The sequence below is a fragment of the Kitasatospora sp. NPDC051853 genome (genome assembly GCF_044452665.1).
Taxonomy (GTDB): domain Bacteria; phylum Actinomycetota; class Actinomycetes; order Streptomycetales; family Streptomycetaceae; genus Kitasatospora.
Genome location: NZ_JBITBY010000001.1, coordinates 172280 through 186050, shown reverse-complemented (window position 1 = coordinate 186050; position 13771 = coordinate 172280). Strand labels below are relative to the sequence as shown.

Genomic DNA, 13771 nt, shown 5'->3' with positions numbered 1-13771 from the left:
GGTTTCCTGGGTACCCGCGAAGATTGGCGACCGCAATTGTTCCTGCCCCGCTCGACGCGGAGCCTGAGGCTCAGGGGGATGCCCGCGCTCCCCTGCCGAGGAGACCTCATGGCCGCCCACCAGCCCCTCACCGCCACCGCCCCGCCGCCCGGCCACCACGCTCTGATCGCCTGCCGGACCGCCCCCCTGCTCGATTCCGCCGTACCCGCTCTGCGCGGCTTCGCCCGCACCGCGGCCTCCGGCTGGGGGCTGCCGGCCGGAGGCGACGGCATCGGCCTGGCCCTGGTGGTGGGCGAGCTGGTCGCCAACGCGGTGCGCCACAGCGGCGGTGCCACGGTCCGCCTGCTCCTGCGGGCCACCCCCTGGGAGGTGACCGTCGACGTCGCGGACGACGGACGCTGGCGCCCTCCCAGTGCTTGCCTCCCGTCCGGCGGGCCCGGCCCGGGCACGGCGGGCGGATCGGGCCTGAGCATCGTCGAAGCCCTCGCCACGGACGTGACCGTCCGCAGGACCCGGCACGGCACCCAGGTGCTGGCCGTACTGCCCCGCGCGTGAGCCGGCCGAGGGTGAAGCCGGTGGTGCCCCGTCCGCCGAGGGGGCACCACCGGCTTCGCCCGGCGCGACGACCTCGACGGGGCGTCAGCCGGGCAGTCCGACGGGCCGCTCTCCGGAGCGGCGCTGCTGGAGCGCCACCGCGAGGACCAGGAGCGCGCCTTGGGCGACGTTCTGCCAGAAGGTGTTGATGCCTTGGACGGTGAGGCCGTTCTCGAGGGCGCCGAGGAGGGCGACGGCGAGGAGGGTGCCGCCGACGCCGCCCTTGCCGCCCTTGAGGGCGCAGCCGCCGAGGGCGGCGGCGGTGATGGCTTTGAGTTCGAGGCCTTCGCTGCCGGAGACGGGCTGGCCGGAGCCGGTGCGGGCGGTGAGCAGGATGCCGGCGACGGCGGCGACGGCGCCGATGAGGGCGTAGACGGCGATCAGGTACTTGTTGATGTTGATGCCGGCCAGGCGGGCGGCGGTGTCGTTGCCGCCGATGGCGTAGAGGTTGCGGCCGAGGTCGGTGTACTTGAGGAGCAGGTGGACGGCGACCGCCACCAGGATGAGGATCCAGACCATGACGGGGAGTCCGGCGATCTTGCCGCGGCCGAGGAAGACGAAGACGTCGTCGCCGAGGACGTAGCCCTGGGCGCGGCCGTCGGAGAGGAGTTGGGCCAGGCCCTTGTAGGCGGCGAGGCCGGCCAGGGTGGCGATGGTGGGGTTGACCCGGCCGTAGACGATGACCGCGCCGTTGAGCAGGCCGATCAGCAGGCCGACGCCGATGGCGGCGGCGATCCCGGCGAGGGCAGTGGAGCCGGAGGCGGTGAAGGCCATCGCGGAGACCACGGAGGCGACGCCGGCCTGCGAGCCGACCGAGATGTCCAGCCCGCCGCAGATGATCACCACCGTCTGGACGACGGCGAGCAGGCCGGTGATGGTGGCGGCCTCGGCGATGACCTTGAGGTTGTCCAGGCCGAGGTAGTTGTCGTTGAGGACGCCGAAGACGGAGAGGACGGCGGCCAGGGCCGCGAGGAGGCTGAGGTTCTGTGCGCCGATGCGGGCGGGTGCGCGGCGCAGCAGCTTGGCGGGGCCGGTGTCGACGGCGGGGTGGAGGGTGGTCATCGTTCGTCTCCGGCGGGCTGGTCGGCAACGGGAGCGGGGAGGGTGAGGTCCTCGGCCATGGCGAGGTGCAGGACGGCTTCCTCGGTGGCGTCGGCGCGGTCGAGTTCGCCGGTGACGCGGCCGTTCTGCATGACGACCACGCGGTCCGCGAGGCCGAGGAGTTCGGGCAGTTCGGAGGAGATCACCAGCAGGGCGACGCCCTGTTCGGCGAGGTCGGCGATGATCCGGTAGATCTCGGCCTTGGCACCGACGTCGATGCCGCGGGTGGGCTCGTCCAGGATCAGGACCTTGGGGCGGCGGGCCAGCCAGCGGGCCAGGACGACCTTCTGCTGGTTGCCGCCGGAGAGTTTGCGCACCTCGTGCTCGACGGAGGGGGCCCTCACCCTCAGCCGCTGGGTGTACTCGCGGGCCAGGTCGCGCTCGGCCCGGCGTCGTACGAAGCGCAGCCGTCGCAGGCGCTCCAGTACCACGATGGAGGTGTTGTCCCGGATGGAGCGTCGCAGGAAGAGCGCCTGTGCCTTGCGCTCCTCTGGGGCCAGGCCGAGGCCTGCCCGGATGACGGGCTTCGGGCCGCCGGTGGGCAGTGGCCGGCCGTCGAGGGTGACGGTTCCGGAGCGGATCGGCCGGTCGCCGGCCAGGGCCAACGCCAGTTCGGAGCGTCCGGCGCCGACCAGGCCGGCGAGGCCGACGACCTCCCCGGCGTGCACGCGCAGGCTGACGTCGTGGACGTCGTCGGTGGTAACGCCGGCCACTTCGAGGGCGAGGTGGCCGGTGGCGGCCCGGGGGCGGCTGAACAGGGTGGTGAGGTCACGTCCCACCATGAGGCGGACCAGCTCCGCCTCGGAGGTGTCGGCCGCGTCCCGGACGCCGGCCACCGCACCGTCGCGCAGGACGGCGATCCGGTCGGCGAGACGGAAAATCTCCTGCATACGGTGCGAGACGTACACCAGTGCGGCGCCCTGGCCGCGCAGGCGGCGGATGAGCCCGAACAGTGCCTCGGCTTCGTGCTCGGACAGGGAGGAGGTCGGCTCGTCGAAGGCAATGACCTTGGCCTGGCCGGTGAGGGCCCGCAGGATCTCGACCAACTGGCGCTGGGCTGGGGAGAGTTCGGAGCCGAGGCGGTCGGGATCGAGTGCCCCCGTGAAGCCCAAGCCCTCCAGGTCGGCGGTGATACGGCGGCGTAGCTCGGCCCGGTCGAGTCGGCGGCCGGCGCGGCGGGGCAGGCTGCCGGCGTAGACGTTCTCGGCGACGGAGACGTGCGGGATGATCTCGGGTTCCTGCGGGATGATCCGGATGCCGGCCCGGCGGGCGTCGGTCGGGGAGGCGAGGGCGAGCGGCTGTCCGTCGAGCAGGACCCGGCCGCCGGTGGGCCGGTGGTCGCCGGTGAGGATCTTCAGCAGGGTGGACTTGCCGGCGCCGTTCTCCCCCATCAGGGCGGTGACGCTGCCGGGCGGGAAGTCGAGGGTGACGTCCTGGAGGGCTTGGACGGCGCCGAAGCGTTTGGTGAGGTTCTCGACGCGGGCGCCGGTGTGCCGCGTGCGGGCAGGGGGGTGGGCTGGGCCGGTGCTGGCCACGGGGGGTCCTCCCGGTAGGGGTGGAGTGTGGTCCGGTGCGGCGCCCGCTCGTCTGTCGCGGGCGCCGCACCGGTGCTCGGGGGTGACGGCGGGTCAGGCGCAGCTGACGCCCGCGGTCTTCCAGGTGGCGGCGTCGACCAGCTTGGTGGGGGCGAAGGCCTCGGCAGGGAAGTCCTTGCCGTTCTTGAGGCGGTCGTACATGGTCTGGACGGCGAGGGCGCCGACGTCGCGGCCGTTGATGAACAGGGCGGCCTTCATGCCGGAGGGCTTGTCGGTGCTCCAGTTCTTGCAGGCGAGGTAGGCGCCGAGGCCGACGCCGATGACGTCCTCGGCCTTGAAGCCGGCGTTGGCGAGCGCGGTGACGCCGCCCTGGGTGTTCTCGTCGTTGCAGCCCCAGACCACCCAGTGCTTGACGGTGGGGTTGGCGGTGAGGGTGGCGGCGATCTTGTCCTGGGCGCCGGTGGGGGTGTTGTCGGTGGCGACGTCGAGGTGCGGGACGCCGCTGACCTGTGCGTCGAACGCCTCCTTGGCGGCCTTGACGCGGTCTCCGCAGACGGTGACGTCCTGCTTCCAGGCGGAGATGGTGCGGGTGTCGGCGGGGTTCCAGGCGGTCTTGCGGAACTCCTCGGCGGCGCGCTTGCCGACTTCGCCGCCCATCTGCTGCCCGGAGAAGCCGATTCGGGGCACCAGGTCGTCCTTGGCGCAGGCGGCCGGGTCGGGGCCGGTGGCGCAGATCTGGTCGTCCGAGGTGAGGAGGGCGGTCTTGGCGTCGCGGGCGGCCTGGACGATCTGGGGGCCGACGGCCGGGTCGGGGACGACGATGATCAGGCCGTTGGACTTCTGGGCGATCGCGGCCTGCACCTCGGAGACGGTCCTGTTGGCGTCGCTGCCGAGGTTGACCACCTTGAGGTCGATGCCGAGCTCGGCGGCCTTGGCCTTCGCGCCGGCCGCCTCGCCGACGAAGTACTCCTGGTCGCCCTGCTTCTGAAGGTACGTCAGGGAGATCCTGCCGTCGACGGGGGCGATGGCGTCGCCTGCCCCGCCGGTGGAGGACTTGCCGGTGGAGCAGCCCGCGGTGGCGAGTGCGGCGGCCAGGGCGAGCGCGGCGGCGGCCAGGAGGCGGGGGTGGTGCGCGGTGGGCATGGGTTCTCCTAACGGGCGCGGCCTCCGGCGCGAGCAGCGGGAGGGCGGCCCGAGTGCGGGCGGGAGGAGAGGCGCGCAGCGGCCGGGCCACGCCGGGTGGCCCGGCGGCGCCTGCGCACCATCAATCGCACTTTTGATAACACGATTTACCGCGATGAAACACAGAAATGAACAGTCGATCCCAAGATCCCAGAGCGGTAGTCCGATTCGAGACCTCCGCGTTACCAATCGGAGATGCTCCGGAGTGACGCCCGGGCCGGCTGGAGAGCCGCCCGTCAGGGAGACACGGGTGCGACGAGGAGCTCGCCGACGGAGGCCTCGATCGCCTCGCGGGCCGCCGTCGGCATGCCGTCGTCGGTGACGAAGCAGTCGACCTGACGGAGTTCGGCGAAACTGCTCAGGCCGATCACGCCCCACTTGCTGTGGTCGGCGACCACCGCGATGCGCGAGGCCGCGGCGATCAGGGCCCGATTGGTCTGCGCCTCGGCGAGGTTGGGCGTACTGAGCCCGGCCCGGTCCGATACCCCGTGCGCGCCGAGGATCAGCAGGTCGACGTGGATCGAGGCCAGCATCCGGTCGGCGACCGCTCCGACCAGCGAGGCGGAGCGCGTGGGCGTTCCGCCGGTCAGCACGAGCACCGGAGCACCCGGGTCCTGTCGCGCGGCCACCTCCAGGGTCCCGGCCACGGCAAGGGAGTTGGTCACCACCGTCAGGTCGGGGACCTTCAGCAGGCGGGCCGCCACCGCGTGCGTGGTGGTCCCGCCGGACAGGGCCACCACCCCGCCGGGGCGCACCAGCGTGGCGGCGAGGTCGGCGATGGCGGCCTTGGCTCCGGACTCCCGGGAGGACTTCGCCTCGAACCCCGGCTCCTCGCCGCGGGCGCTGGCCAGCACCGCTCCACCGTGCACCTTCTCCAGCACGCCCTCGTGGACCAGGGCCTCCAGGTCGCGCCGCACGGTCATCCCCGAGACGCCGAGTTCGGCTGCCAGCTCGACCACCCGCACCGCGCCGTGACGCCGCGCCGACTCCATGATCAGCGCGCGGCGCTGCGGTGCCAGCAATCCCTGGTCCACGACGGCCTCGCCTTCCGCGCGCCCGCGCGCACTCAACGGTCCTGCTCCCAGCGCAGCAGGCTACCCGGCCGGTGGCCTACGAGGGACACGACGAACCCGCAGGTCACCGGCCGATCGGCAGAGTGTGAACAGAATTCACCACTCGCCCGCGCCCGTTCCGCTCGCATGCCCGCCACGAGTGCCCTGAGGGCATCCGTTTTCCTCTGTTTCATCCCATCTTCCTTTCCTTGCTCAGGACTTGTGGCTTTGCGCGACCTCTTGACACCCGCCCGTCATGCCGCTGTCATGTGTTTGTTTTCGTTCATGTGAGTTCAGTTCAGTGCACCTCTCCCTATTTAGGAGGCCCATGTGGCTCTGGTAGCGCACAGACTCGCACAACGCTTCGCCGCCTCGACCGGCACGCTGGCCCTGCTCGCCGGCGGCCTGCTGGCCGCCTCCGGGACGGCCGCCCTCCAGGTCGCCGCCGCCCCGCCCGCAGCGGCCCTGCAGAACTCGTTGGCCCGCACCCCGCAGATGGGCTTCAACAACTGGAACTCCACCCACTGTCGGGCCGAGTTCAACGAGTCGATGGTCAAGGGCATCGCCGACATCTTCGTCAGCAAAGGCCTCAAGGACGCCGGCTACACCTACGTCAACCTCGACGACTGCTGGGCACTGCCCCAGCGGGACGCCGCCGGGAACCTCGTCCCCGACCCGGTCCGCTTCCCCAACGGCATCAAGGCCGTCGCCGACTACGTGCACGCCAAGGGTCTGAAGTTCGGCATCTACTCCAGCGCCGGCACCATGACCTGCGACCGCAACGGCTTCCCGGGCGGCCTCGGCCACGAACAGCAGGACGCCGACCTCTGGGCCTCCTGGGGCGTCGACTACCTCAAGTACGACAACTGCAACAACCAGAACGTCGACGCCCAGCAGCGGTATAAGGCGATGGGCGACGCCCTGAAGGCCACCGGCCGGGACATCCTCTACTCCATCTGCGACTGGGGCTGGAGCCAGCCCTGGGACTGGGCCCGCGAGGTCGGCGACTCCTGGCGCACCACCGGCGACATCTCCGACTCCTGGTCCTCGATGATCGGCATCGCCCGCTCCAACATGGCCCACGCCGCTCACGCCCAGCCCGGCGCCTGGAACGACCCGGACATGCTGGAGGTCGGCAACGGCGGCATGACCGACACCGAGTACCGCACCCACTTCAGCCTCTGGGCCCAGATGGCCGCTCCCCTGCTGATCGGCAGCGACCTGCGCACCGCCAGCCCCGCCACCCTGGAGATCCTCACCAACAAGGACGTCATCGCCGTCGACCAGGACCCGCTGGGCCGCCAGGGCACCGTCATCTCCGACACCGGCGGCCTGGTCGTGATGAGCAAGCCGCTCGCCGACGGCTCACGCTCCATCACCCTCACCAACGAGACCGACACCCCGCAGGCCCTCACCACCACCGCCGAGGCCGCCGGCATCGGCGGCGCCCGCCACTACCAACTGCGGGACCTGTGGACCCACCGCACCACCACCCTCCCCGGCGACGGCACCGTCAGCGCCACCGTGCCCCCGCACGGCACCGCGATGTACCGTCTGACGCCCAGTGAGCGCACCAACCTGCCCACCGGCGCCTTCCAACTCTCCGACCTGGCATGGACCAGCGCGCACAACGCGAGCGGCCCGGTCGAGCGCGACCACAGCAACGGCGGCCCCGCCTCCGGCGACGGCCGCACCCTCACCATCGCCGACACCACCTACACCAAGGGCCTGGGCACCACCACCGGCTCCGACATCACCTACTACCTCGGCAGCACCTGCAAGAACCTCACCGTCGAGGTCGGCATCGACGACGAGACCCCGCCCGATGACGACAGCGCCGCCATCTTCCGCATCTACCGCGACTCCACCGTCGTCGCCGACAGCGGCATCCGCACCGCCGGACAGCAACCGCTGCGCCTGAGCGCCGACCTGACGGGTGGTGAGATCCTGCGCCTGACCGCCACCCGGCCCGGCGGCGCCGCCCCCGCGCACGCCGACTGGGGCAGCCCCCGCCTCGCCTGCGGCAACGGCCCCGCGGTCGGTACTCACCCCCTCTCCGACCTCGCCTGGGGGGACAGCACCAACGGCTGGGGCCCGGTGGAGCGCGACCGCAGCAACGGCGAGTTCGCCGCCGGCGACGGCCGCGCCCTCACCATCGGCGGCACCGCCTACGCCAAGGGCCTGGGCATCCACGCCACCTCGACCGTCAGCTACTACCTCGGCGGCACCTGCACCACGTTCACCACCGAGGTGGGCATCGACGACGAGGTCGGCGACCGCGGCACGGTCCGCTTCCAGGTCCTGGCCGACGGCGTGACGGTCGCCGACAGCGGAACCGTCACCGGAGCCGGCCGGGCCCTCCGCCTGACCGCCCCGCTCACCGGCGCGCACGAGCTCACGCTGCGGGTCACCGACGCCGGCGACGGCAACACCTACGACCACGCCGACTGGGCCGCGCCCGTCCTCACCTGCGCCTGAGCACCCCTCAGCGGTCCGGGTGGAACACCCACCCACCAGGGACCCGCCCATCCGGCCGCCCCGCGACCGCACCCACCCCCTCGCGGTCGGGGGCGGCCGGATCCGCCCTCCGCTCCTGCCGTCCGGTTCCACCGGTCCCCCCGTGGAGTTGACCCGTGCTCAGACCTCTCTCCCTCCTCTTCGCCGCCGCCGTGTTCTCGGCCACCGCCACGACCCTCCCACCCGCCCAAGCCGCCGCCGCGCTCTCTGCCACCGCCGCGACAGGCACCTCGCTCTCCGCGTTCGCCGACGTGATCGACCGCACCGGCACCCCCTCCACTGCCGACCCCGGATACGTCAGCAAGCTCAGCCCGTTCGTCGACCAAGGCGCCTACCACGGCTACGGTCTCCCCGCGGCCGGCGACACCGCCTCCTTCGGCGGCTTCACCGGCCCCTGGTACATGGCCCAGGAGTACCCCTGGTTCATGAGCAAGGCCCTCTCACGCATCCGGCTCACCGACGCCGCCACCGGCGCCGCGCTCACCATGCCCACGCCGGTCACCCACTCCTACCCGGGCCGCCTCACCCAGCGCTACCAGGCCGACGGGGTCACCCTCGACCTCACCCTGCGCTTCGCCGCGCAGCACACCGCGCTCGTCGTCGCCGACGTCACCTCCACCACTCCCAGGCAGTTCAAGGTCTCCTGGTCCGGCGACCTGTTGCGGCCCACGAGCGACCCCGCCAGGTCCTCCCCCAGCCTGGCCGGCACCTCCACCGGCGTGGAGGTCCGCTTCGCGAAGGCCGTCGGCGGCAGCTTCTACGCCGACGGCACCGAGCGCCTGACCGTCCGTCACCCCGAAGCCGTCAGCACCGCCGTCAACGGCGACAGCTACGTCACCACGCGCACCGACAACCTCGCCGTCTCCGGCACCCCCTCCCGGATGACCTGGGCCGAGTCCTACACCTTCACCCAGAAGGAGCGCACCGACGAGGCCACCACCGTCACCGACGCGCTCACCTCCCCCGACACCGTCGCCCGGCAGGGCGACGCCCGCTGGCAGGGGTACGTCGACCGCGCCACCACCGGCGTCGAACCCGCCTACCACCGCGTGGCGGTCAAATCCGTCGAGACCCTGGTGGCCAACTGGCGCGGCCCCGGCGGCCGGATGGACCACGGCGGCATCGTCCCCTCCATGAACCACCGCTACTACGCCGGCGGTTACTGGCCCTGGGACATGTTCAAGGAGGCGGTCGGCACCGCGAAGTTCTCCCCCGAACTCGCCCAGTCCGTGGTCCGCGCCGAATTCCAGCACCAGATCGCCTCGGGCAACGACGCCGGGATGCTCCCCGACGTCGTCGGCTTCCGTGACCCCGCCACCGGTACCGGCCACTCCAACCTGCGCAACACCAAGCCTCCACTGGCCGGTTGGGCCGTCTGGGAGATCTACCGCGCCGGCCAGGACACCGCCTTCCTGACCGAGATCTACCCCAAGCTCGTCGCCGAGCACGACTGGTGGCTGCGCAACCGCGACCACGACCGCAATGGCGTCCTGGAGTACGGGGCCACCACCGACCCGGCCAACAACAGCGACGGCGCGGCCCTCGTCGCCGCGGCCTGGGAGAGCGGCATGGACGACGAACCCCGCTTCAAGTTCGGCTCGGGCCTGGCGATCCTGCACAACACCGACGCCGCCGGCAGGCTGATCGGCTACTCCCTCAACCAGGAATCCGTCGACCTCAACTCCTTCATGGCCCGCAACAACCGCGGCCTGGCGCAGATCGCCGCCGTCCTCGGCAAGAGCACCGAGGCGGCCGCCTTCCAGGCCCAGGCCGCCAACCTGGACCACAAGATCCGCACCACCATGTGGGACCGGGTAGGCGGCTACTTCTACGACACCCGCATCGGCACCGGCGTCCCGCTGACCACCAGCGGCAAGGGCATCGAGGGCATGGTCCCGCTCTTCTCCGGCTCCGCCACCCCCGAGCAGGCCGCCGCCACCCGGACCAGCCTGCTCGACCCGAACCAGTTCAACACCTTCGTCCCCTTCCCCCCGATTCCCAAGAACCACCCCGACTACAAGCCCGACGACTACACCCACGGCAGCGCCTGGCCCGACCAGATCGCCTTCGCCGTCGCCGGTCTGGAGGCGTACGGCTTCGGCGCGGACGCCGACGCCCTGCGCACCAAGCTCTTCGCCAACGCCCACGGCCTGCTCGACGACGAGCCGATCTGGGAAAAGTACAACTCCGCCACCGGCGCCGGGGTCAACACCGGCAACTTCAGCTGGTCCGCCGCCGGCATCCTCACCATGGTCCGCAAGGGCGCCGGCCCCCTCGCCTCCGACCTCGGCAAGTGCGCCGACATCCCCGGCACCGACGCGGCCGACAGCACCGCTCTGCAGCTCCGCACCTGCAACGGCACCGCCGCCCAGACCTGGAGCCTTCCCGGCGACGGCACCGTCCGCGCCCTCGGCAAGTGCCTGGACGCCCGCGGCGGAGCAACCGCCAACGGCACCGTCGTCCAGCTCTACACCTGCAACGGCACCCCCGCCCAGCAGTGGAGCCACGGCACGGACCGCTCCCTGAGGAACACCAAGTCCGGCCGCTGCCTCGACGTCGAGGCAGGAGGCACCGCCGACGGAACCCGACTGCTCCTGTGGGACTGCCACACCGGTGCCAACCAGCGCTGGACCATCACAAACTGACCACCCCTCGACCCGCCGCCCTGCACCAGTCTCCCGCGCGCGGGGCGGCGGCAGTCCGGCCGAGCACCCCGCACACCCCCGAATCGGCGGGCCACCCACCCGGAACGGCCCGCCCACCACCCGCGAATCCACGAGAGGCACCCGTGAGGGCACTCCACCTGGCCCACCGTCACTTCCCCAGGGCCGCATCAGCACTGTTCGCCCTGGCCACCACCGCCGGCCTCCTGGCGGCTTGGCCGGCACCCCCCGCGCAGGCCGCCACCACGACCTCCATCACCGTGGACGGCTCCGCCCCCGGTCGGGTCTTCGACGGAGTCGGAGCGATCTCCGGCGGCGGCGGCAACAGCCGCCTGCTGGTCGACTACCCCGAACCGCAGCGCGGCCAGATCCTCGACTACCTCTTCAAGCCCTCCTACGGGGCTTCCCTCCAGACCCTCAAGATCGAGATCGGCGGCGACACCAACACCACCGACGGAGCCGAAGCCAGCCACGAGCACACCCAAGGCACGGTGGACTGCCACCAGGGCTACGAGTGGTGGCTCGCCGAGCAGGCGAAGGCGCGCAACCCCGCCATCAAGCTCTACGGCCTGGCCTGGGGCGCACCGGGCTGGGTCGGCGGCGGCAGCAGCACCTTCTTCACCGACAAGGCGATCGGCTACCTGAGCACCTGGATGGACTGCGCGTCCCAGCACGGCCTGCAGATCGACTACCTGGGCGGATGGAACGAGCGCGGCTGGAACGCCGACTGGTACCGGAACCTCAAGTCGGCCCTCGCCGCCGGCGGCCACGGCTCCACCCGGATCGTCGCCGCCGACGACACCTGGGGCGTCGCCGACGCCATGACCGGCGACGCGGCCTTCAAGGACGCGGTCGACTTCGTCGGCGTCCACTACCCCTGCGGGTACAGCAACGGTGGTGCCATCGGCAACAACGCCGAGTTCCGTACCTGCTCCAGCACCACCACCGCGCAGGCCCTCGGCAAACCCCTGTGGGCGAGCGAGAACGGCTCCGAGGACGCCGAGGCCGGAGCCGAGGCCGTGGCCCGCGCGGTGAACCGCGACTACATCGACGGCCGCATGACCGCCTACTACAACTGGCCGCTGGTCGCCGGGGCCTACCCGAACACCTACTTCGCCTTCAACGGACTCGCCGTCACCAACCAGCCCTGGTCCGGCCACTACCGGATCGCCAAGACGTCCTGGGTCCTCGCCCACACCAGCCAGTTCGCGCAGATCGGCTGGAAGTACCAGGACTCGGCCAGCGGCTACCTCGGCGGCGACCGGGCCAACGGCAGCTACGTGACCCTGCGCTCGCCGAACCGCCGCGACTACAGCACCGTCATCGAGACCACCGGCGCAACCGCCGCCCAGACCATCACCGTTCAGGTGGCCAACGGCCTGTCCAGCGGCCAGGTGCACGTCTGGGACACCAACCTCCGCTCGCCCCACGACCACGAGCACCTCGCGCACATCGCCGACCTCACTCCCGCCAAGGGCGCCTACGCACTCACCCTCCAGCCCGGCCACGTCTACACCCTCACCACCACCACCGGCCAGGGCAAGGGCACCGCGCTCCCTCCGGCGGCGTCCGCCCTGGGGCTGCCCCGCTCGGACACCTTCGAGAACCCGGCGACCACACCCTCGCCCGCCTACTTCACCGACATGAACGGCGCCTTCCAGGCCGCCGCCTGCGGCGGCGGACGCCAGGGCAGCTGCCTGCGGCAGATGGCTCCCTCCGTGCCCGTGCGCTGGACCAGCGAGAACTACTTCGCGCCATACACGGTCACCGGCGACGACTCCTGGGGCAACTACACCGTCACCGCGGACACCATGTTCGAGCAACCGGGAGCGGTCGAACTCCTCGGCCGCGTCGGCATGCAGGGCCGCAACGACAACGGACTGCAGGCCTACCACCTCCGCGTGGGCCACGACGGCACCTGGGCGATCCTCCGGTCGGACGTCAACGACACCGACCACACCTGGGCGTTCACCACTCTCGCCGACGGAACCACCACCGCACCGGGCACCGGCCACTGGCACACCGCCGCCCTGACCATGCAGGGCCCGGCCATCACCGCCACCCTCGACGGCAAGCTCCTCGGCAGCGCCACCGACACCACCTACACCCACGGCCGCGCCGGCCTCGGCACAGCCGACTCCACCACCTCAACTACCGGCGGCGGCTACCAGACCCAGCAGTTCGACAACCTCTCCATCACCCCGGGCACCGACCCCGTCCCCACCCGCACCGGCGCGGTCCCCTCCGGCCTCGCGGGCAAGTGCCTCGACCTCGACGGCGGCACCACACAGGACGGCACGCCCGTCCAGCTCTACGACTGCAACCAGTGGCCGCCCTCCCAGACCTGGACCTACGGCACCGACAGCACCGTTACCATCGCCGGCAAGTGCCTCGACGTGGCGGGACAGGCCGTCACCAACGGCAGCCCGGTCCACCTCTGGACCTGCAACGGCGGCGACAACCAGAAGTGGACCCAGCAAGCCGACGGCACCCTCCGCGGCACCCAGTCCGGCCTGTGCCTGGACGTCCCCGGCGCCACCACCGCGAACCGGACCCACCTGGCCCTGTGGACCTGCAACAGCGGGAACAACCAACGCTGGTACCTCCCCTGAGCCAAACAGCCGCAGCGACGCCAAGGGGGTGGGGGCGATTCACCCGTTCCCTTGGCACGCGTCTGATCTCTCGGCCAGCCCCGGAGTGGAGCCCACTGACAATCCAGTACCGCACGAAAGGGAACAGCCCAAAGACTCACGCCCTGTGCCACCGGGTACGGCCCTGCCAGAAGCCGTACCCGGTCGGCGCCCACACAGCGCCAACTGCGTTCTTGGCCCGGCAAGTTGGGGCGGTAGCCGGGCCACCGCGACCGCAGCGGCTTGAACGGGCCGGATCCGCTGGTGGTTGACCTCGCACCCTTACGGACCCGGCCCTCACAGCAGACCATACACTGCACTGCGGGCAATTTCGATAGATTTTGTTTGACCTTGTTCATTTCAGCGCGTCGCTGGCGCGGGCCCTAGGCAGCCGGCATATCCCGTCCTGGCGGTCCGTCGACCACGGGGTAGGTATCTCTACGGTGGCCAGTGCATCTCCTGGCCAAGGAAGAGCACCTGATGAGTGACGCGCTCGT

General features: G+C 71.4%; 8 protein-coding genes. 4 read left to right on the top strand and 4 right to left on the bottom strand.

All coding sequences use genetic code 11. The features are described from left to right. The first annotated feature begins 108 nt into the window (after window positions 1–108). Window positions 109–555, top strand: a complete 447-nt coding sequence (locus ACIA8O_RS00895; RefSeq protein WP_396291339.1) for an ATP-binding protein — start codon at window positions 109–111, stop codon at window positions 553–555. Between the two features lie 84 nt (window positions 556–639). Here ACIA8O_RS00895 and ACIA8O_RS00890 read toward each other — a convergent pair whose 3' ends face one another. The 4 genes from ACIA8O_RS00890 to ACIA8O_RS00875 form a co-directional block, all read right to left on the bottom strand. After that, window positions 640–1656, bottom strand: coding sequence for an ABC transporter permease (locus tag ACIA8O_RS00890; RefSeq protein ID WP_396291338.1), 1017 nt, complete (start codon window positions 1654–1656; stop codon window positions 640–642). After that, window positions 1653–3230 carry a sugar ABC transporter ATP-binding protein gene (locus ACIA8O_RS00885; protein ID WP_396291337.1) on the bottom strand — a complete coding sequence of 526 codons (1578 nt, stop codon included), beginning with the start codon at window positions 3228–3230 and terminating at the stop codon, window positions 1653–1655. The genes ACIA8O_RS00890 and ACIA8O_RS00885 overlap by 4 nt, the downstream gene beginning before the upstream one ends. 93 nt (window positions 3231–3323) lie before the next feature. Then, the gene (locus ACIA8O_RS00880) at window positions 3324–4373 is read right to left on the bottom strand and encodes a substrate-binding domain-containing protein (RefSeq protein WP_396291336.1); all 1050 of its coding nucleotides are present in this window, start codon (window positions 4371–4373) and stop codon (window positions 3324–3326) included. A gap of 275 nt (window positions 4374–4648) precedes the next feature. Further along, window positions 4649–5446, bottom strand: a complete 798-nt coding sequence (locus ACIA8O_RS00875; RefSeq protein ID WP_396291335.1) for a DeoR/GlpR family DNA-binding transcription regulator — start codon at window positions 5444–5446, stop codon at window positions 4649–4651. Between the two features lie 348 nt (window positions 5447–5794). Here ACIA8O_RS00875 and ACIA8O_RS00870 point away from each other — a divergent pair, with 348 nt between their 5' ends. The 3 genes from ACIA8O_RS00870 to ACIA8O_RS00860 all read left to right on the top strand — a co-directional run bounded on the left by ACIA8O_RS00870 (window position 5795) and on the right by ACIA8O_RS00860 (window position 13256). Continuing rightward, window positions 5795–7942, top strand: a complete 2148-nt coding sequence (locus ACIA8O_RS00870; RefSeq protein ID WP_396291334.1) for an NPCBM/NEW2 domain-containing protein — start codon at window positions 5795–5797, stop codon at window positions 7940–7942. A gap of 155 nt (window positions 7943–8097) precedes the next feature. Further along, entirely contained in the window at window positions 8098–10626 is a 2529-nt protein-coding gene (locus ACIA8O_RS00865; RefSeq protein ID WP_396291333.1) for an MGH1-like glycoside hydrolase domain-containing protein, read from the top strand. Between the two features lie 143 nt (window positions 10627–10769). Then, on the top strand, window positions 10770–13256 hold the full coding sequence (locus tag ACIA8O_RS00860) for a ricin-type beta-trefoil lectin domain protein (protein WP_396291332.1): 2487 nt from the start codon (window positions 10770–10772) through the stop codon (window positions 13254–13256). The last annotated feature ends 515 nt before the right edge of the window (window positions 13257–13771 follow it).

Coding starts and splice junctions, on each gene's coding strand:
- ACIA8O_RS00895 (WP_396291339.1), top strand. CDS start 109: ATGGCCGCCCACCAGCCCCTCACCGCCACCGCCCCGCCGCCCGGCCAC.
- ACIA8O_RS00890 (WP_396291338.1), bottom strand. CDS start 1,656: ATGACCACCCTCCACCCCGCCGTCGACACCGGCCCCGCCAAGCTGCTG.
- ACIA8O_RS00880 (WP_396291336.1), bottom strand. CDS start 4,373: ATGCCCACCGCGCACCACCCCCGCCTCCTGGCCGCCGCCGCGCTCGCC.